This window comes from Paraburkholderia jirisanensis (genome assembly GCF_054782355.1).
The window spans coordinates 859,603-878,787 of record NZ_BAAGSQ010000026.1; the positions used below are offsets into that span (position 1 = coordinate 859,603).

19 protein-coding genes are annotated in these 19,185 nt (G+C 63.4%); 7 read left to right on the plus strand and 12 right to left on the minus strand.

The genetic code is table 11. The features are described from left to right. Positions 1 to 13 precede the first annotated feature (13 nt). From ACYVNQ_RS20175 to ACYVNQ_RS20185, 3 genes are all read left to right on the plus strand, one after another. A complete protein-coding gene (locus tag ACYVNQ_RS20175) occupies positions 14 to 1,051 on the plus strand; it encodes an aliphatic amidase (protein WP_460904335.1) in 1,038 nt (345 codons plus the stop codon). Positions 1,052 to 1,180: 129 nt separating this feature from the next. Next, the gene (locus ACYVNQ_RS20180) at positions 1,181 to 1,417 is read left to right on the plus strand and encodes a type II toxin-antitoxin system Phd/YefM family antitoxin (protein WP_460904969.1); all 237 of its coding nucleotides are present in this window, start codon (positions 1,181 to 1,183) and stop codon (positions 1,415 to 1,417) included. Next, positions 1,414 to 1,809 (plus strand): type II toxin-antitoxin system VapC family toxin, encoded by a 396-nt coding sequence (locus ACYVNQ_RS20185; protein WP_460904336.1) that lies wholly within the window; start codon positions 1,414 to 1,416, stop codon positions 1,807 to 1,809. Before ACYVNQ_RS20180 ends, ACYVNQ_RS20185 begins: the two co-directional genes overlap by 4 nt. An 84-nt stretch (positions 1,810 to 1,893) precedes the next feature. On the opposite strand, the gene ACYVNQ_RS20190 is transcribed toward ACYVNQ_RS20185, so the two are convergent. After that, the gene (locus ACYVNQ_RS20190; RefSeq protein ID WP_460904337.1) at positions 1,894 to 2,280 is read right to left on the minus strand and encodes an ester cyclase; all 387 of its coding nucleotides are present in this window, start codon (positions 2,278 to 2,280) and stop codon (positions 1,894 to 1,896) included. Positions 2,281 to 2,423: 143 nt separating this feature from the next. Here ACYVNQ_RS20190 and ACYVNQ_RS20195 point away from each other — a divergent pair, with 143 nt between their 5' ends. Continuing rightward, on the plus strand, positions 2,424 to 3,389 hold the full coding sequence (locus tag ACYVNQ_RS20195; RefSeq protein ID WP_460904338.1) for an SLAC1 family transporter: 966 nt from the start codon (positions 2,424 to 2,426) through the stop codon (positions 3,387 to 3,389). Positions 3,390 to 3,464: 75 nt separating this feature from the next. Here the strand turns inward: ACYVNQ_RS20195 and ACYVNQ_RS20200 are convergent, their stop codons facing one another. Continuing rightward, complete coding sequence (locus ACYVNQ_RS20200) at positions 3,465 to 4,349, minus strand: LysR family transcriptional regulator (RefSeq protein WP_460904339.1); 885 nt, start codon at positions 4,347 to 4,349, stop codon at positions 3,465 to 3,467. Between the two features lie 166 nt (positions 4,350 to 4,515). On the opposite strand from ACYVNQ_RS20200, the gene ACYVNQ_RS20205 reads away from it, so the two are divergent. Continuing rightward, on the plus strand, positions 4,516 to 6,075 hold the full coding sequence (locus ACYVNQ_RS20205) for a hypothetical protein (protein ID WP_460904340.1): 1,560 nt from the start codon (positions 4,516 to 4,518) through the stop codon (positions 6,073 to 6,075). Between the two features lie 146 nt (positions 6,076 to 6,221). Continuing rightward, positions 6,222 to 6,617, plus strand: a complete 396-nt coding sequence (locus ACYVNQ_RS20210) for a DUF4280 domain-containing protein (RefSeq protein WP_460904341.1) — start codon at positions 6,222 to 6,224, stop codon at positions 6,615 to 6,617. A gap of 14 nt (positions 6,618 to 6,631) precedes the next feature. On the opposite strand, the gene ACYVNQ_RS20215 is transcribed toward ACYVNQ_RS20210, so the two are convergent. The 10 genes from ACYVNQ_RS20215 to ACYVNQ_RS20260 all read right to left on the minus strand — a co-directional run bounded on the left by ACYVNQ_RS20215 (position 6,632) and on the right by ACYVNQ_RS20260 (position 18,321). Continuing rightward, a complete protein-coding gene (locus tag ACYVNQ_RS20215) occupies positions 6,632 to 7,177 on the minus strand; it encodes a toxin-antitoxin system YwqK family antitoxin (protein WP_460904342.1) in 546 nt (181 codons plus the stop codon). 34 nt (positions 7,178 to 7,211) lie between these two features. Further along, complete coding sequence (locus ACYVNQ_RS20220) at positions 7,212 to 9,200, minus strand: type VI secretion system Vgr family protein (protein WP_460904343.1); 1,989 nt, start codon at positions 9,198 to 9,200, stop codon at positions 7,212 to 7,214. A gap of 88 nt (positions 9,201 to 9,288) precedes the next feature. Continuing rightward, positions 9,289 to 11,871 carry a type VI secretion system ATPase TssH gene (gene tssH / locus ACYVNQ_RS20225; protein ID WP_460904344.1) on the minus strand — a complete coding sequence of 861 codons (2,583 nt, stop codon included), beginning with the start codon at positions 11,869 to 11,871 and terminating at the stop codon, positions 9,289 to 9,291. Continuing rightward, a complete protein-coding gene (tssG, locus tag ACYVNQ_RS20230) occupies positions 11,868 to 12,953 on the minus strand; it encodes a type VI secretion system baseplate subunit TssG (protein WP_460904345.1) in 1,086 nt (361 codons plus the stop codon). Before tssG ends, tssH begins: the two co-directional genes overlap by 4 nt. After that, a complete protein-coding gene (tssF, locus tag ACYVNQ_RS20235; RefSeq protein ID WP_460904346.1) occupies positions 12,917 to 14,704 on the minus strand; it encodes a type VI secretion system baseplate subunit TssF in 1,788 nt (595 codons plus the stop codon). Before tssF ends, tssG begins: the two co-directional genes overlap by 37 nt. Beyond that, positions 14,688 to 15,167: a type VI secretion system baseplate subunit TssE gene (tssE, locus tag ACYVNQ_RS20240; RefSeq protein ID WP_460904347.1), complete on the minus strand. Its 480-nt coding sequence runs from the start codon at positions 15,165 to 15,167 to the stop codon at positions 14,688 to 14,690. Before tssE ends, tssF begins: the two co-directional genes overlap by 17 nt. Positions 15,168 to 15,191: 24 nt before the next feature. Next, positions 15,192 to 15,689 (minus strand): Hcp family type VI secretion system effector, encoded by a 498-nt coding sequence (locus ACYVNQ_RS20245; RefSeq protein ID WP_460904348.1) that lies wholly within the window; start codon positions 15,687 to 15,689, stop codon positions 15,192 to 15,194. Positions 15,690 to 15,789: 100 nt separating this feature from the next. After that, positions 15,790 to 17,268 carry a type VI secretion system contractile sheath large subunit gene (gene tssC / locus ACYVNQ_RS20250; protein WP_460904349.1) on the minus strand — a complete coding sequence of 493 codons (1,479 nt, stop codon included), beginning with the start codon at positions 17,266 to 17,268 and terminating at the stop codon, positions 15,790 to 15,792. A gap of 100 nt (positions 17,269 to 17,368) precedes the next feature. Then, positions 17,369 to 17,941 carry a type VI secretion system contractile sheath small subunit gene (gene tssB / locus ACYVNQ_RS20255; protein ID WP_460904350.1) on the minus strand — a complete coding sequence of 191 codons (573 nt, stop codon included), beginning with the start codon at positions 17,939 to 17,941 and terminating at the stop codon, positions 17,369 to 17,371. 2 nt (positions 17,942 to 17,943) lie between these two features. Next, complete coding sequence (locus ACYVNQ_RS20260; protein ID WP_460904351.1) at positions 17,944 to 18,321, minus strand: hypothetical protein; 378 nt, start codon at positions 18,319 to 18,321, stop codon at positions 17,944 to 17,946. Positions 18,322 to 18,634: 313 nt separating this feature from the next. Between ACYVNQ_RS20260 and ACYVNQ_RS20265 the strand changes: the two genes are divergently transcribed. Then, complete coding sequence (locus ACYVNQ_RS20265; RefSeq protein ID WP_460904352.1) at positions 18,635 to 19,162, plus strand: hypothetical protein; 528 nt, start codon at positions 18,635 to 18,637, stop codon at positions 19,160 to 19,162. Positions 19,163 to 19,185 lie beyond the last annotated feature (23 nt).

Below are 19,185 nucleotides of genomic sequence, written 5' to 3' on the forward strand. Positions count from 1 at the left end.
TGGAGGAACAGCAATGAGACATGGTGACATTTCAAGCAGCAAGGACGGCGTTGGCGTAGCGGTGGTCAACTACAAGATGCCGCGGCTGCATACCAAAGCCGAAGTGCTCGACAACGCCCGCAAGATTGCGGACATGGTGACGGGCATGAAGCAGGGCCTGCCGGGCCTCGATCTGGTGATTTTTCCGGAGTATTCGACGCACGGCATCATGTACGACCGCGAAGAAATGTTCGACACCGCATCGGTGATTCCGGGCGCGGAAACCGAAGTGTTCAGCGCGGCGTGCCGCAAGGCCAACGTGTGGGGCGTGTTCTCGCTGACCGGCGAGCGACACGAGGAACATCCGCACAAAGTGCCGTACAACACGCTGATATTGATTAACAACCACGGCGAGATCGTGCAGAAGTATCGCAAGATCATGCCGTGGACGCCGATCGAAGGCTGGTACCCGGGTGACCGCACGTATGTGTCGGAAGGGCCCAAGGGGCTGAAGATCAGCCTGATCATCTGCGACGACGGCAATTATCCGGAAATCTGGCGCGATTGCGCGATGCAGGGGGCCGAGCTGATCGTGCGCTGCCAGGGCTATATGTACCCGGCCAAAGAGCAGCAGGTGATGGTGTCGAAAACGATGGCGTGGATGAACAACACCTACGTCGCGGTGGCCAACGCAACGGGTTGGGACGGCGTGTATTCGTATTTCGGGCATTCGGCGATTGTCGGTTTCGACGGGCGCACGCTCGGCGAATGCGGCGAAGAAGAAATGGGCGTGCAATACGCAGAACTGTCGCTGAGCCTGATACGGGATGCGCGGCGCAACATGCAGTCGCAAAACCATTTGTACAAGCTGCTGCATCGCGGCTATACCGGAACGATCAATTCCGGCGAAAGCATGCGTGGTGTGGCGGACTGTCCGTTCGGGTTCTATCGTGAGTGGATCAACGACCCCGAAGCGGCGCGCAAGAAAGCAGAAGCGATCACGCGCAGCGCGCCGGGCACGGCGGAATGTCCGATCGAGGGGATTCCCGTGCAGGCGGACAATAACAGTTGAAACCTGCGTAAGGCGCGGTGCCGCTCTCGCGGCGCCGGCCGGTTGCCCGGGCCTCCGCTGAAAATGACTGGTGCAGGTGCTCACTTTTGCTATAATTATGCCTATTGACAAATGACTATAGGCAAAATCATGCACGGCAACCAGGTATCCAAGTCCGAATTCAAGGCGAAAGCGCTTGAATTCTTCCGGCAAGTCGAAGCATCAGGCGAAAGCGTCATCGTCACGGATCATGGCAGGCCAGCGCTTGAAGTGCGACCTTACCGGGGCCTCGAGCGCAATCCACTAGACGTATTGCGCGGCTCGGTAGTGCGGTACGAGAACCCGACTGAACCAGTCGGAGAGGGTGAGTGGGAGGCGGCGCAGTGATCGTTCTGGATACGCACACGCTTGTGTGGTGGGTGGCCGGCGATCCAACGCTGAGCAAGAAAGCGAAAGCTGCTATCGAGCGCGAGCTTGCCGGCGGCGAATTGGTGGTTTCTGCCATCTCCGCGTGGGAGATCGCAATGCTGGTCGAACGTGAGAAACTTGTCCTGTCGATGGACGTAGGGAGTTGGCTCGCGACGGTGTCGGCTATCGAGGGGGTGCGCTTCGTCCCGATCGATCCCGAAATCGCAGTGAAGTCCGTTGAGTTGCCAGGTGAGTTTCACAAAGACCCAGCCGACCGCATGATTGTGGCGACCGCGCGCAAGTTGGCCGTTCCACTCGTGACGAAGGACGAAAAAATACGGGCCTACGCACACGTTAAGACTATTTGGTAGCTTGTAGAAATAGTCCTGACCTGGCTGATTTCTTCCGCGTAACTCCACGGCGTCAGTGCGATCAGTCAGGCAACGGAGGCGTCGTCACAACTGCGCTTCGATCGCCGCCTTATCGATCACCGACCACACCTCGCAGATCTTCCCTCCGCGAAATTCATAAAACACGTTCTCGGCAAACGAGATCCGTTTGCCGTCAACCCGAAGCCCCAGAAAGTCACCCTTCGGCGCGCAGTCGAACTGCAATCTGCTGGCGAGGAACGGTGGCTCGCAAACCAGCAATTGCGCGTTGAACTGCAGATCCGGAATAGCGCGAAAGTCCTGTTCGAGCATCTCGCGGTAGCCGGAAACGCCAAGCACGCGGCCATTGTGCTTCACCTGAGCATCGACGAATTGATCCAGCGTCGACCAGTTCTGTTTGTTCAGACAGGCAAGATAGGCCCGGTAGATTTCGGCAAGGCTGATATCGGACATGGCGATGGCCCTCGTGCTTTAGCGGATCACGGCGTTCATCGTAGCAGCAAAATTTTTGCACTTATTGCGCAAAACATTGAATTGGTCATCGCCAGCGGCGGATGTAACACTGACGGCCGTCCAGTCGTCAAGTGGAGCCGCCTATGTCCCGCCCCGTCGAGATTCCCGCCCGGATTCCCGCCTCGATGTTCAGTATCGTGCTCGGCCTTTCCGGTCTTGGGCAAAGCTGGCGTGTGGCTGCGCGGCTATGGGATACCCCGGCGTGGGTTGGCGAAGCGATTCTCGGCGTTGCGCTGCTGGTCTGGCTCGGCTTGCTGCTGTCCTATGCGCTGCACGCGTGGCGCGAACCTGGCAAGACGGTCGACGAATTCCGGCATCCGGTAGCGGGCAGCACGCCGGCACTCGTCGGCATCGCGACGATGCTGATTTGCCAGGCCGTGCTGCCGCATTCCCGCGCATTCGCGTGGGCCATAGCAATATTTGGCCTCGCGTGGCATCTGCTGTTTTCGATCTGGCATACCGGCACGCTGTGGCAAGGCGGCCGCCAGAGCACCGATAGCGTGCCGACGCTTTATCTGCCGACCGTCGCCGGCAACTTCACCAGTGCCGCGGCGTTGGGCGCGCTCGGTGCGACCGGATGGGCCTGGCTGCTGCTCGGCATCGGCGTGTTTTCATGGCTCGCGCTCGAACCGCTGATTATCGGCCGGCTGTGGCATGGGGATTCGTTGCCGGTTGCGCAGCGCTCGTCGCTCGGCATCCAGTTCGCGCCGCCGGTGGTGCTTGCGTCGGCATTGCTGGTGATCGCGCCCGGGACGCCACAACCATGGCTGCTGATGCTGCTCGGCTACGCGCTGTTCCAGATGCTGGTCGGCTTCCGGCTCGTCAGCTGGATCACCGAGCAGAAGTTCAGCTATGCGTGGTGGGCCTTCAGCTTCGGCATCGTGTCGGCCTGCGTCACGTGCCTGAAGCTTGCGCTGGCGGGGGAGGCGGCAAGCGTCAGCCTGGCGCCGGCCGTGTTCGCGGTGACGAACGTGTTCGTCGCTTATCTCGGCGTGCGGACCTGCATCGATTGGTTGTCGTCCGTGGCCCGGTGGCGCGTGTTCGTTTAAAGCGCGCCGGGTTGCGTGCTTAGCTGCGTACTCGGTTGCGTATTTAACTGCGCATTGACCGCGTCGCGTATCCGGTCAGGCTGACGGCGGCCTCGATGCCGGCAAGTGCGAGCCCCAGCGTTGCGACCAGTCGGCGTCGTTGGTGGCGAGTTGACGCAGCGCGTCGAGCGATTCCCGCACACCGGGCCGTGTCGACGCGCGCGGGTAGACCGCGAACACCGGATACGAGAACTCAGGCGCATCGGGCACGCGCTCCAGCACGCGCTGCTCGAGATAGGTACTCATCACGCGGGCCCTGAAATAGCCGTGCCCGCCGTACAGCAACACGTATTGCAGCGCGATCGGGCCGAAGTCGAAGTACATCGGCGCGCCGACATATTCGGGCAAGGCCAGATCGTGTTGCCTGCGGAATTCCGCACCCCAGTCCACGTACACATATTCGCCCGGTCTATCGACGGTGCGTACATGTATCAGCTTTTCCTCGACGACCTGCTCGATCTGCATGCCCGCGACGTACTCGGGTTCGAACACCAGCGCCGCATCGAGCAGGCCGCTGCGCACCTTGTGCTGCACCGAAACCCGGTCGCCCAGTTCGACCCGCACGGGGCACGACGGATGGCGCTGCCGCAGCGCATTGCTCCACAGCAGCATCAACGGGTTCGACAGACTCGTGTCCGCGCCTAGCCGGTAGATTTGCCGATGCTGTAGCGCCGGCAGCTCGCGTCGTGCCGCTTCCCACGATTGCATGATGCGATTCGCGTATTCGAGGAATTTCTCGCCGTCGGCAGTCAGCGTTGCGCCGGCCTTGCTGCGCACGAATAGCCTGCAATTCAGCTGTGTTTCGAGGGTCTTGATGCGGGCCGTGACAGCGGTCTGCGTGACGTTCAGTTGCGAAGCAGCCGCGACCAGGCTGCCGGTGCGGACAATCTGCAGAAAGGTCCGGGTGAGATCGATATCCATGGGCGGCAGAGTGCTCCGGGCAGGGGCTGGGATGCATCATTTTCACCGATCTGGCATCAGATGATGCGTTTTCAGCGATGCGCTCAAGTTTCGCTTACAACTGCCGATAGAGCAGACGTCGATCTGAAAGGCGGCAATCCGTGCCTCCTCACTGCCCACTGCCACGATGACCTCCATTTCGTCACTGAATACCGCGAACCTGTTGGCGTCGCTCGATCAAACGAACACGACGAAGACGTCGCCAGTCGCCAAAACCAGTCTAAGCCCGGCGGCGCCGCCGACCACGCCCGCCACGTCTGTCACGCTGGCGCAAGCGGCGGCCGGCGCATCTTCGCCGGTGTACGCCCTCTATACCGCCTATCAGCCGGTTTGGGAGAACACCGCAAGCGACCCGGTCTCGCTGAGGATAGCGGGCAATATGGCGGTGCTGACCGGCGCGCAGCAGTTCAACGGACTCGGCGCCGCTGTGCTGAAACAGCTCAGCAGCACCGGCGCCGGTTTTTCGCAATCGGTGCTGCTCACCGACGGAAACCAGAGTGCAGCGGCCATCGCTTCCACGCAGGCTCAACTGCACAAATCGGCGGCCAATCAGATCACGCTCGACGTCACCACCAAATCGGGCGCCACGGTAGAAATCTCGCTGGATAGCGACACCGACGGCCTGGGTGTGCAAGTGAACGTGACCAACGGCACGCTCACCGCTGCAGACCGCAATGCACTGAAGGGTCTTGCGACGTCGTTTCAGTCCGCGATCGACGGCCTCACGTCCGACACGCCGACGCTCAATATCAGCGGCCTGCTGCAATACGATGCGAAAGACTTTTCGTCGATCGATTTCAATGCGGTGGTGCAGGGTGCGAGCGGCAAGCAGACGGTGAATTTGCACGCCGACAGCCAACAGCGCCTGTTGAAGTCGAGCGGTCCGGACGGCTCAATCAACCTGAGCGTCAACATGTCGACGTTGGCGACCATCGGCGGTTCGGCGCAGCAGCAGGACGCTGCGATCAAGAGCTATCTGCAGCAGTTCAACAATGCGCAGCAACGCGGCCACGGCAACACTGCGTTGATGTCGAGCTTCGACGATGCTTTTACGGCGATGAACAGCAACTACAGCATCACGCCGGCAACCGGCGCTGCGAGCACCGCGGCGGCGTTGATGAACGGAAGCGACCGCAGCCTGCTCAGTGGTCTCGCCGACTTCACGGCTTCCGTCGTGCAGACGCCGAGGCAAAGCAATCCGTATCGGCTGGACGAGTACGACGCGTTTTCGTATCAGGTGTCGCAGAGCACCCAGATCAGCAGCGGCGGTCCGCTTGGCGCATCGATCAAACAGCAGCAGAATTCGCAGTTGCACGCGAGTTTTCACCAGGCGATTCCCGGCAGCGGGGGCTTGGCCCTCACCAACGACAGGAAGTCGCAGAACTACGACTTCGTGCAGATCGCCGATTCGGCATCGAGCGTGGCAAATATCACCTTTAAAGACGGCAAGCTCCTCGGCGCAACGTTGCAGCAGTCCGCGGGCCAGTCGACGCATACGCGCGAATACGAGCAGGGCGCTTTGGTGAAGGACACCAACACGTCGGAAAACGGATCGTGGTCGAAGGATTTTCTGAGGCTGCTCAACGATGCGAGTCTTTCTGGCGTGGGCGGCGGACAGACTTTGGCGGCGGTCAGTCAGTACTCGATTCTGCAGGCCGATCCGTCGCGACTGCAGGCTGCTGGCTAACGCGGCGCAATCGCAGCATAATGTGCTGCCTGCCGGTCAATGCCGGGCCAATCGCATCGCGCAGAGCGGAGCATGTGGCCGGGCAGCTGACCTGGAGCACGTGGTACGCGTATCGTCCGCCCTTTCCCTATTGATCGCGTGATTCGATGTCAAGCCCACAAGTCTGCTCCGGCGCCATGCTGCAGTGTTCATTCGGCGCCGCACCGGGAACGCTGAACGTCTTGCCCACCAACCGCACGCTGGTTGGCGGTGTGCCCGCGGCAACGCTTGCCGATTCGATCCCGATCGTCAACGTCGCGCCGTTCGGGATGTGCCAAAGCCCGGCGAATCCCACGGTTATCTCCGCTACGGCAGCCGCGCTCGGCGTGCTCACGCCGATGCCCTGCATGCCGGCCACCACCGCACCATGGATTCCCGGCGGCGCGCCGACCGTGCTGATCGGTTCGATGCCGGCTCTCGATGCGCAAGGCATGTTGATGTGCATGTGGGGCGGCATGATCAAGGTCGTGCAGCCGGGGCAGGTCACCACGCTAGTGCCTTAAAAAGGCCGGCCGCTTCAACTGGGCGCCGCATCCGCCTGCCCAGACACCGACTGCCACCACTGTTTCCAGCGCGAAATCGGCTTGCCATCCTTGTCGAGCGGCCGCCCGTCGCTCGCATAGCGGTGCGCCGGCTCGACCGGCTTGCCGGCATTGAACACTTGCCGCTCTGCCAGCTTGCGGTTCGGGTGAAACCGCTGCTGCATGCCTTGCAACTTGCCTTGCCGGTACACCGCGTGTTCCAGCAACGTGCCATCCGGCAGCCATGTTTTGCATTCGCCGTGCAGCAAGCCCTGTGCGTAATGCGCTTCACGTTGCACCGCCCCATCCGGCAAGTAGTAAATCGCCTTGCCCTCGAGCTTGCCGTTCACGTAGTTCAATTGCGCCGAGCGCGAGCCGTCCGCATGCATCGTCGTGGCCGGTCCGTGCAGCACGCCACGCGCGTAATTGAGCACCGCGATCACCACGCCGTCGGCCTGCACGCGCGTGGTGCCGTGCAATTCGCCGTCGAGCGTGGTGCCGTCGACGCGCGCGTCGCTGCGCACGACTGAGACGTTCTGCATTCTTTGCTGCTGCGCTTGTGCCATGGCGTCGACTTCAGTTGATCTTCACGATGCCGCCCTTGACGGTCAGCATGCCGCCGCCGTCCACCGTCTGCTCGACCGCGCCTTTGTTCGTGACGCTTTGCCCCTCGTTCGACAGCGTGCCGTCCGACTTGTTGGTCAGCGACGTGCCCGCCTGATTGGTCAGCGACATGGCAGCCTGATTCGTGATCGAGCCGTCGCTTTTGGCGGTCAGGTTGCCGGTGCTTTGCAGCGTCAGCGTGCCGCTGACCTTGATGGTCAGATTGCCGTCCACCGTCAGCGTCATGTTGCCCGTGATGGTCTGGTCGAGATTGCCGCCCACCGTGCGCGTTTCGTTGCCGCCGGCCTTCACGGTACGCGTGCCCTTGATGTCGACGGTCTCGTTGCCGGTCTTGACTGTCGCACTGCGATTGCCTTGCTCGACCACCAGCGTATCGTCGCCTGCTTTCACCGTGTGCGTGCGCGCATTCTCGATCGTGCTGGTTTCGTCATGGCCGATGGTCCACGTCGTGTCGTTCAGCACGTTCGCGTTCAGATCCTTCTGCGCCTGCAGGAACACTTCCTCGCTATCCTTCTTGTCCTCGAAGCGTAGTTCGTTGAAGCCGTTGCCGCCTTTCGACGAATTGGTCTTGATGCCCGACTGCGTCTGGTTGTCGGGCAGCGTATACGGCGGCAGATTCGCGCCGTTGTAGACGCTGCCGGTAATCAGCGGCCGGTCCGGGTCTGCGTCGACAAAGGTCACCACCACTTCGTCGCCGATGCGCGGCATGAACTGCATGCCGAAGGTCTTGCTGGCCCAAGGCTGTGCCACGCGAATCCAGCACGAGCTTTGTTCGTCGTTCTTGCCGTCGCGGTCCCAATGGAACTGCACTTTCACGCGCCCATACTGGTCGGTCCACAATTCCTCGCCGGCCTTGCCGACCACGGTCGCGGTTTGCGTCGGCATTGCCGGCCGTGGCGTGATGCGCGGCGGCCGCCAGTCCGTATCGGCGGGAAAGGCTTCGAAGCGGTTGCGATACTGGCCGTGATTCGCATCGTGCACGACGCTCGACACGACCCAGTCGATATTCGCATCGCTCGATTCGTGCCCCGACAGCGTGAAACGGCCGCCCGGCACGAGCGCGCGGCAGTTGCTTTCGCCGATCAGTTGGCGTGCTCCGGTGCGCAACGCGTCGATACGGCGTTTGGTCGCACTCGACCCCACCGAACTGGTTTGATAGCGGCCCGGATACTCATAGACGGTCGGCGCGCTGCTGTCGGCCTCGGCTTGCGAGTAGAGCTGCGAGGCGGGCGTTAAATACGCGTAGTCGGAATTCGCAAAGATGCCGGTCACCGTCTCTGCGACGATCTCGCAGTACAGTACTTGCGCCAACTCCCGCGCACCGCTCTGGCCGGGCGCGTAGGGCAGCGTGGCGGCGCCGGCGAGGGTGGCGAACGCGTCGTTGTTGTCAGCGATCGTCAGCGTGTGCGTGCCGTCACTGTGCGTGAAGAAGTAAAACCAGCCTTCTTCTTCGCACAGCCGGCTGACAAAGGCAAAATCGGTTTCCGCGTATTGCACGCAGTAGTCGCGGGTTTCGTAACTGCCCGTCAGGTTGAACGAGTAATCGGTCTGGCTGTGGCCGGTGAACACCGCCTCGACGATCTGCTGCGTGGTTTTGCCCTGGAAAATGCGGTTGTTCGCAGCCAGCGTCAGCAGCCACAGCCACGGGCGCAGTTCCAGCGCATAGTGGCTGCCGTCGACCGTCGAAGGCAATTGCGACACGCGCGTGCACAGTGCGTCGAGCAGGCGCGGCGTGCTGGCCCATTCGAGCGACAGCGTTGCATGCTGGCCGGTCAAACCCGAGAGCGCGACCGGCGGCGCAGCGCCGATCGCGCGCAAGCTGATTTCGCTAAGTGAACTGAGCGCCTCGCGGCCGCTGAATGTTGCTGGAAACAGCGCGTCGAACGGCCCGCCGGAGAGGGCGATACGGGTAGTGTCGTCAGTCGGAGTCGGGCGGGACATGAAAGCTAGCGCAGCGGAAAACAGGATTCACAGGCCAACGCGGCCGCGCCGGCTGCGTTGGGGCATACGCGCAGACTCATGCACGGGCTCATTCGAGCGCCCATTGCGCAAGCGTGCCGACCAGTTCGTTCATCATCACGTTGTCGATTTCGCGCGCGCCGGCCGCGCGGCAGCGCGCGAGCACCGCATCGATGATGCGCGCGTCGAACGCGAACTGCTTGCCGGTGGACTCGTGGTAGCGCGTTCTAAGTTGTTCGAGCTTCTGTTCGATGATCGCGCGCAGCATCGCATCGTCGAGCATCCGGTACGGCACCGTCGTCATGCGCGCGAGAAAGGCCGGGCGAAATGCGCCCAGCAGCACTTCGCGCAGGTGCTTTGCGAATGCATCCGTGGCGAGCGCGGCAACGGGCGTGTTCAGCAGCAGTTCCGAGCCGACATTGCTGGTGGCGAGAATCACCGTGTTGCGGAAATCGACGGTAAGGCCGGTGCCGTCTTCCATCATGCCTTTGTCGAATACGTTGTAGAACGCTTCGAGCACGTCGGGATGCGCTTTTTCGATTTCGTCGAGCAGCACCACGCTATAGGGCCGGCGCCGAACCGCTTCGGTCAGCATGCCACCCACGCCGTAACCGACGTAGCCCGGCGGCGCGCCTTTCAGCTGCGACACGTTGTGCGCTTCCTGATACTCGGAGAGATTGATCGCGATCAGGTTGCGCTCGCCGCCATAGAGCGCGTCGGCGAGCGCATACGCGGTCTCGGTCTTGCCGACACCGGTCGGTCCGACCAGCAGAAACACGCCGACCGGTTTCAACGGATCGGTCAAGCCCGCACGGTACGCCTGGATCCGCTTGACGATCCGTTCGAGCGCCGCATCCTGCCCGATGATGCGCTGCGCAAGCCGGGCCTTCAGGGTACGTACCGCGTGCACTTCGTCAGCCAGCATCTTGCCGACCGGAATGCCAGTCCAGCTCGCGATCACCGCCGCCACAGCTTTCGAATCGACGCAGACGGGCACCATCGGGTCGTCGTCGCGAATCGCTTCGAGGCCGCTCTCGAGGCGCGCGAGTTCCGCGGCGAGGTCTTCGAGTGCGTCGCCGTCGTCGGTGGTCTGTGCATGGGCGGTGTCGGGCGCGCTCTGCACTGCCCGATCCAGTGCGGCGAGTTTGGCGCGCGTCGCGAGAATCTCGCGCACCGTCGCGGCTTCGTCGCGCCAGCGCGCGTCGAGGTCGCGCGCGAGCGTCGCGTTGCGTTGATGTTCGGCTGCGAGCGTCGCGACCCGCGCTGCATGATTGGCGCCCATCACCATTTCCTGCTTCAGGCGCTCCAGTTCTTCGCGCACCGCATGCTCGCGATGCCGCGCGGCTTCGAGCTGCGGCGGCGTGTCGTGCTGCGCGAGTGCGACGCGCGCGCATGCAGTGTCGAGTACCGCAATCGCCTTGTCCGGCAGCTGGCGCCCCGAGATGTAGCGGTGCGACAGCTTCACGGCATCGACGATCGCCGCTTCGAGCACGGCCACCCCGTGATGCTGTTCGAGCTTCGCCGCGACGCCGCGCAGCATCGCGACGGCGGTCTGTTCGTCCGGCTCTTCGACTTGCACCAGCTGAAAGCGCCGTGCCAGTGCCGGGTCTTTTTCGAAGTACTTCTTGTATTCGAGCCACGTGGTGGCGGCAATCGTGCGCAGTTCGCCGCGCGCGAGCGCCGGCTTCAGCAGGTTTGCGACGTCGCTGCCACCTTCGGCGCCGCCCGCGCCGATCATCGTGTGCGCTTCGTCGATAAACAGGATCACCGGCTGCGGCGCGCGCTTCACTTCGTCGATCACGCTTTTCAGGCGCTGCTCGAATTCGCCTTTGACCCCGGCGCCTGCCTGCAGCAAGGCCAGATCGAGCACGCGCAGCGTGACGTTGGCAAGCGGCGGTGGCACGTCGCCGGCCGCGATGCGCAGCGCGAGGCCTTCGACGATCGCCGTCTTACCCACGCCCGGCGCACCGACCAGAATCGGATTGTTCTGCCGGCGCCGCAGCAGGATGTCGACGGTCTGGCGAATTTCCGCGTTGCGGCCGATGATCGGATCGATGCGGCCTGTGCGCGCATCGGCGCTCAGGTCCTGCGTGTACTGGTCGAGTGCCGACGGCACCTCGGTTGCGGCACCGGACGACGGGCGCGCCCGCGAAGCAGGCGGTGCGGCCGCCGCCGCGCGCTCCGACGATGCGGCAAGCCACGTGCTGAAGTGCGTGCGCAACGCCGCGCTCGACACGCGCAGCATCGACGGCATGCTCGCCGACAGTTGCGCGCACAACGTGTCGTTGTCGAGCAGTGCGAGCAGCAGCATGCCGGACTTGACGGCAGGATCCTGCATCACGACCGTCGATTGCAGCAGCGCATCTTGCAGCAGCATGACCAGGTGCACGGAAAACGACGGCGTACGCGTATTGCCGCGCTTGAATTTCTCGAGCGCCGCACGCGCTTCGGCGATCAGCGTGTCGCGTTCGAGGCTGCAATGGGACAGCACGACGGCGAGATCGCCGCCTTCGATATCCAGCAATTCGAGCAGCAGGTGCTCGATTTCGACGTCGAAATGGGTTTGTCGCAAACAGGCCTGCGCAGCCCGTTCGAGCGCATCGCGCGCTGGGCGTTCGAGCTTGCCGACCAGCGTCTTCAGGTCGAGCGTCATCCGTGCGCTCCGCGCTCGCCCGCGAACGTCATGCGAGCGACGCGCGCGGGCGGCGTCGGATCCGCGCCGGACCATGCGGTCCAGCCCAGCCGCAGCGGTTGTGCGCTCGACAGGCGCGCGGGCGGCTGCTCGCCGCGCAGCAGATGCAGTTCGATATGCAGGTAGAGATCCGCACCGAAGTACGCGCACGCCAGCGCGCGCAGTTCGCGATGCCGTGCGCCGCCTGGCAGAAAGGCTTCGTATGCGGCCAGCTTCAGCGGACCGATGCGGATCGTGATGCCGCGGTGTTCGTCCCAGATCCGCCGGCCGGCCACCGCGCCCGCGCCCAGCAGATGATTGCGGCCGTTCTTGCCGACCCGCGTGCGGCTCGCTTCAGGCAAGGTGCGCCAGCCGCCCGCGAACGGCGTGGTACCGATCTGGATGCCGAAATGATGGCAGGCGAGCACGTCGAAGCCGGCCAGCGAGCGGCGCCGGTTGGCGAACAGCCCGGCGCGCGACAGCACCGCACGCACATCGACGCCGGGTTCAGGCTCGGTTCGATGACGCGCGCGCAGTTGCAGCCCGGCGATGCCGCGCAAAATGACCTCGGCGGGGCTATGCTCCGGCTCGGCGAACGGATCGGCCACGCGATATTTGCGTTGCGCGCGATACAGCAGCGCGAGCAGGCGGTGCTGAAACAGATCGAGAAACGCAGCGGCCGCGGTGTCCTTGTTGCGCAGGCGGTCTTGCAGCCACTCCTGGTATGCATCGGGCAGCGGACCCTCAGGGCCGCCGAGCGAAAACCCGTTCACTTGCAGCTGCGGCTGAGGCGGCGTGTCGTCGAGTGGCGGCACGAAATCGAGCGCGAGCGACTGCCGCGGCGCGCGGCGCAGCGGCCCCAGCGCACTGGCTGCGAACACCGGCGCAAGTGCACCGCTCAAGCCGAGCGCTTCGGCATGCGGATCGAGGCCGGTGCCGAGCGGCACCGCATCGCGGCGCAACAGCTCGAACAGACGCACGGCCTGCGCGAATTCGAACGCATGCGGCGCGTCGAAAAGGCGCTGCGCTACAGAACCAGCGGACTGCCCTGGATCGGCCGCCATGCGTGAATCTCCCTGCCATCGCGCGTCAGCGCGGTATGCACGAAACGGTTGACGCTCGCATAAAGCGAGAAGAAGTGCGCGAGCACGCCGGAAAACATCACCGTGCTGGTGCCGACGAAATGCGCGTGGTCGAGTTCGACGCTGACCTTTAGGCCGTTGCGCCAGCCGCGCCATGCGTCCGTGCCGACATGCGCGACGATCGCCTCGCTGGCCACCGCGCTCAGCCCGGCAATCTGCCGCTGTGCAGAAGGGCTTGCCGCGAGATTGTGCAGCTCCAGCATTTCGCGCAACGTGGGCAGCGCTTGCGGCCCGCTCACCAGCGATGCGTGGTTCAACACGAATTGCGACGCGAGCCGCCAGCGTGAGCTGCCGTCGAGCGAGGCGGCGATTTGCGGTGTCGGCCGGTGTGCGATACGCACGTTTGCCACCGGTCCGGGTGCCTCGAACGACAGCGCAGTGCCGGGTTCCAGCGCGTGCGCGAGATGCCGGTTGGTGCACAGCAGCTCGGCGGTCAACGTGCGCGCGGCAGGCGTGGCCGGATCGAAACGCGCATCGACGAAGGTCAGCATGATGTCGCTGCCCGGCCGCGACGGATGCATGCCGGTCACACGCCGCGCGTGCCAGTACAGCGCCGAGCCCATGCCGTGATGCACGCCGTAGTAGGGCGGCACTTCGACCACGTCGCGCCCGCTCACCGCGCGCACGGTGCGCACCGCGTAGATTTCACTGCTTGCTTCACGATGCGCGTCAGGACTCAGGCGCATTTCGCGCTGCGTGCCGTCGGGCCGCAGCGGCTCCGAGGTGCGCGCAAACAGGTTGATTGCGCTGGTGCAGCCGAGCGCAAAGTCATGCGTGTGCAGCGTCAGCTTGCCGCCCGGCGCGGCACGCAGGCCGATCAGCAGCTCGACCTGATTGCCGGTGTCGGGCGACGGTGCGAACGGCAGATCGAAGAAGGAGAATTTCTCCGGGAACGCGAAGTATTCGACCAGCAGCCGGCAAGCCGGGTGTACGCCGTCTTCGAGCGGCAGCATCGCTTCGGTGTCGCCGAAACCGACCGGTTCGGGGCGGCCCGGCAACGCGCGGGTCTTGTCGCCCGGCACCTGCAGATACACCGTCGATGCATGCGCGCACAACAGATCGTAGAGTGCTGCTGCCGTTACCGGCGAACCGGCTAGCCGCACGCGCAGCTTTTTGATCGGCAGCGCGCCGAACGTGTGTTGACCGGTGCAACGCAACGACAGCCGCAACGCTGCCTGTAATGACGGGTCGCCGGTGGCTGCCTGAGCTTCCTCGGCACTTAGCAGATGCGCGCGCTGCAGCTCGATCGGCCACAGCGTCACGTCGGCGCAGGTGCGCCAGCGCAGTGTCGTGCCGCCGGCTGTGACATGCTGCAGCGGCGTATCGCGCGGCACCGTGTAACCCTCGGCGACGCTGCCCTGGGTCGGGTCGGCATCGAACTGCACGATCGTCATCGAAGGCAGCGGCCGCGATACATACGGGTAGAACTGTTCGAGCAGGCCGTCGGTGAGTTCCGAGTATTCGTCGTCGAGCGTGCGCTGGATGCGCGCGGTCAATACCGCGAAACTTTCCAGCAGGCGTTCGACGTGCGGATCGGCGCATTCGCCGGCAGACAGCTGTAGCCGGCGCGCGATCTTAGGATAGCGCTGCGCGAAGCTGTCGCTCGCGCGCCGCATATAGCTCAGCTCGCGCTGATAGTAGTCGAGCAGCAGATCGTCAAGCGAGTCGTTCATCGACGATTCCGACCGGCTGTCCATCCACCAGCTGTGCGACGTAGGCCACCCGCGTCGTGCCGTTACCGTTGCCGTCGGCGAGGCTGCCCATGATGCGCAACTGCAGACGCCACGGCGCCTGCGGGTCGGCCTCGATCTGCGCGCGCGGCTGCTGCAGGCGCGGTTCGAACGCACGGATCGCTTCGACCACATCGCGCGCGAGCGCTGCGTGGTCGGCGCTGCGCGCCGCGGAGCGGGCACTCCAGTCCGGCAGCCCGTAATACAGCACGTCGAGCGGCCGGCCATCGCGCGCCGTGCCGCGCCGCGTGTTCAGAAGCCGCATCAGTTCGGCGCGCACCGAGCCGCGCAATTCGTCGGCGGTGAGCGTGCGCCGCACCTGCGGCTCGTACGAAACAAAAGGTGCGTCGTCCTCCAGCCGCTCGAACAGCGGCATCGGCGCGACGGGAGGCGCGGGGTTCTGCATGGGCGTGCGTCGGGTCCGGCGGGATTACTTGACCATCTTGTTGGCAGCCATATCCCACGTCGACGCGGCGGTGCCTTCCTTCGAACCGTCGTCCTTCTGCGTGGTCAGCTCCCACTTGATCTTCGTGAAGTTCAGCGACAGCGTCTCGACCGGCTTGCCACCCGCGCCGCCCGATACGCTGACATTGCTCAGCACCACGTTGCTCAGCGTGTACGTGATGAACGGCATGATCTTGCCATCGCTTTCCGCCGCATTGCGGCCCACGATTACCGTTGCGGTCGCAATCGCCTTGCCGCCGCAGCAGTATTCGTTCAGCGTCGGCGTCGACACGTCGACGAACTTCGTGACGGTGAATTCGCCGACATGCGGCTTGCCCGACGTACGTTCGGAATTGCTGACGTCGTTGGTGACCTGCATCGCAACGTTATGGCTGTACGACATCAACTCGATCTTGTCGGTATAGCCCTCGAGCGTGCACTCGCCCTTGATGTCGCTGCCGAGGTCGAGAATGATCGAATCCATGGATGCGCTCCTGAAACGTGTGAAAGCGGTGCGTGCCCGGCGGGCCGCACCGCATGATTCTGGTTATCGGTGCCGATGCCGGCGTGGGCCGGCATCGAACTTACGCAGCGGCCGGCGGCGGCAGCGTCGCGACGAGACGGATCGAGGCAGTCAGTTCCTCGAGCTGGAAGTGCGGCCGCAGGAACACCGTGGCGCGATAGGCGCCCGGCTTGCCGGCCACTTCCGTTACGTCGACGCGCGCTTCGCGCAGCGGGTATTGCGCCTTGATTTCCTGCGGCGCGTTGTCGTTGACGAGCACGTAGTCGGCGATCCACGTATTCAGATACGCCCGCACGTTGTCGCGCGTCATGAAGCTGCCGACCTTGTCGCGCATGATCACCTTGATGTAATGCGCGAAACGCGACGCGGCCAGCACGTACGGCAGCATCGCGGAGATGCGTGCGTTGGCGGTCGCTTCGTTGGTGTTGTAGGCCACCGGCTTGTTGGCCGTCTGGCCGCCGAAGAACACCGCAACGCCTTCGTTCTTCTTGTGGCACAGCGCGATAAAGCCGAGCGCGTCCAGCTCTTTCTCGCGGCGGTCGGTGATCGACACTTCGGTCGGGCACTTCATCGCCTTGTCGCCGGCTGCGGTCTGGAAGATATGGTCGGGCAGCTTCTCGACTGCGCCGCCGCCTTCCACGCCGCGAATCGCCGCGCACCAGCTGTACTTCGCAAACGCATTGGTGATGCGCTGGCCGAGCGCGTAGGCCGCATTGCCCCACAGGTACTTCGAGTGATCGGTGCCGTCGACGTTTTCGACGAAGTTCATGCCTTCCACCGGGTTGCTATCCGGATGGTACGGCCGGCGCATCAGCACGTGCGGCAATGTGAGCGCGACGTAGCGCGAGTCTTCGCTCTTGCGGAATTCGCGCCAGCGGTGCATGTCGATGGTTTCGAATACCTTCGACAGGTCGCGCGGCACGCCGAGCTCGGTGAAGCTGGCCATGTCGAACAGCTGTGCATGGGCGGCCGAAATAAACGGCGCGTGCGCGGCCGCGGCCACCTGTGCAAGTTTCTCGAGCAGGCCGAGGTCCGGATTCTGGCGCGTGAAGTAGTAATCGCCGATCAGCAGGCTGAACGGAAAGCCGCCGAACGTGCCGTATTCCTCTTCATAGATCTTCTTGAAGAGCGCGCTGGTATCGACATCGATCGCTTTTTCGAGGTCGTTTTGCAGGTCTTTCTTCGATGCGTTCAACAGACGCAGCTTCAGGCGCGTACTGGTCTCGGTGTTCTGCACCATGTAGTGCAGGCCGCGCCACGACGATTCGAGCGATTGCATATCGGGATGGTGCAGCACGGCGTTCATCTGCTCGCCGATCATCTCGTCGATCTTCTTGATGCAGTTGTTGATCATCGCGACTGTGTCGCGGCTGACCGTCATTTTCTTGTCGAGCACCTGTAGCGCGAATTCGGCGAGCAGTTCGCGGGCGTGCTGTTCCTGTTCGACATCGTGGGCCATGCGGCCTTCGTGGACGATGCGATCGAGCAGGTTCAAGGTTTCGGTTTGCGCGGGCGCAGCCGCGGCTTGGATATCCGACATGGACGTCTCCTCAGGAAGCGGAGCTTAAACGGAGTTCAGGAGTGCAGGCCGAGCGTAGCGGGCGCATGGTTAGCGCCGCGCGGCACGCTCAGGTGGACCTTCAGGTCGCAGCAGGCGCGTCGCCAGCCGGTGCATCGCCGCCTTCGCCTTCCGGCGCCGGCAGTTGTGCCACTGGCTTGTCTTGCGGATGCGCAGCCTTGATTTCCGTCAGCCCGTCCGTGTTGTGCACCACTTCCTGCAGCAGCTTGTCTAGCTCGTCGTTGCCGTCGAGCTTGGTCAGCAGGTCGCGCAGCCGCAGGCGTGCGTCGTACAGCTGCTTCAACGGTGCGATCTGCTGCACGATCTTCACCGGGTCGAAGTCGTCGATGTGCTCGAACTTCAGCGCGAGATTGATCTTGCTGCCGTCGGCCGCGAGCGTGTTGTCGACCTGCAGCGTGGCGCGCGGGCCGATCGATTTCATCACTTCGTTGAAGTTGTCGCGGTCGATGTCGACGAAGCGGCGCTCCGTCATTTTCGGCAGCGGCTGCTCGGGGTTGCCCGACAGATCGGCCAGAATGCCGACGACCAGCGGCAGTTCCCGCTTCTCGATGGCGTTGCCGGTTTCGACGTCATACGTGATCTGCACGCGCGGTGGGCGGTTCCGTTCGAACCAGTGTTGGGTACTGTCGGCCATGGTCACCTCAGCGGGAATCTTGTTATTGCCTTGAATGCGCGACTAGCGCGCCTTTCGCCTTTTTTTGCTGTTTTTCTTTGTTGCGCGGGAGTGCGACATTGCGCAGCGGCTTTGCGCGACCGACTTGCTCGGCGCGAACGCAGCACACAACCATGCAGCCGCCCGTTTATTGCAATTGCATATACGTCGTACAGCGGCACTGCACCGGTTGGCGCGTGTGGAGGTGTGGAGCGGGCAGCCGTTACCCCGTTGCCCGGCACCTCGAAGTTTGCCCCGGAAGCGCTGCCGTTAAAGGAATTTGAAAAAGAAACTTGAAAAATTCCGCCGGCAGCATAAATATCTGACGAAAAGACTTTACGATAGTCTGCAGCGAATTTCAAACAAAATTTATGTGACGCGCAAGTCCCTTCCTTTTGAAAGGTATTGCCGGGGTCTTTGAGCGTTTAGAGGGTCTTGAAGGGCATCTTTGAGCCGGCGTGCAAAGCTGCTTAAGCGCCTTTGGCGGCTGCTTGCCGCAAACGGTGATTGCGTCGTGCATAGCGGTACTTGTAGACTACGCGCGGCTGCAAGGACGCAAGACCTATAGGCGGCTAGCACATTCGCACGCGCCATGATTAGAACCAGAAACGAATAGAACAGAAGCCGGCCTAGCCACCGGCATCGTATCGCACAGTAAGAGGGGGTAGCCAGGTGATGAGCGCGTTGCGATCCGCAGGCCTGCGGCGTGCCGGGGCACTGGCCCACTGTTGCCCGTTGCTGCAGCGCACGGCATGGTGCACTGCGCTGTGTGCCGCGTTGTGCGCGCTAGCCGCCTGCTCGGCGTCGCTGCCGCGCGTGAACGTCGATACGCTGTCGATCAGCGTCGCCACCCAGGCCAACCTCGATACCCCCATTCCGGTTGATGCAGTGCTGGTGCGCAATCCTCAATTGTTCGACATGCTGCTCGGCCTGCCTTCGGCCAAGTGGTTCGCGCAGCGCGACCAGTTGCGGCGCGACTATCCGAAAGACCTGAACGTGCTGTCGTATGAAGTGGTGCCCGGCCAGCAGATCATCGACACCAAGTTCGCGTTCGACGGTCAGCGCGCGGCCGGCGTGCTGGTGTTCGCCGGCTATCAGACGCCCGGTGCGCACCGCGTGCGGCTCGACGGCGGGCCGCAGCAGGCGTTGCTGCAACTGGGCGACCAGGATTTGCAACTGATGTCACGGCAGAGCGAGCGATGACGCGCGCGGCGCTAACGAGGGCG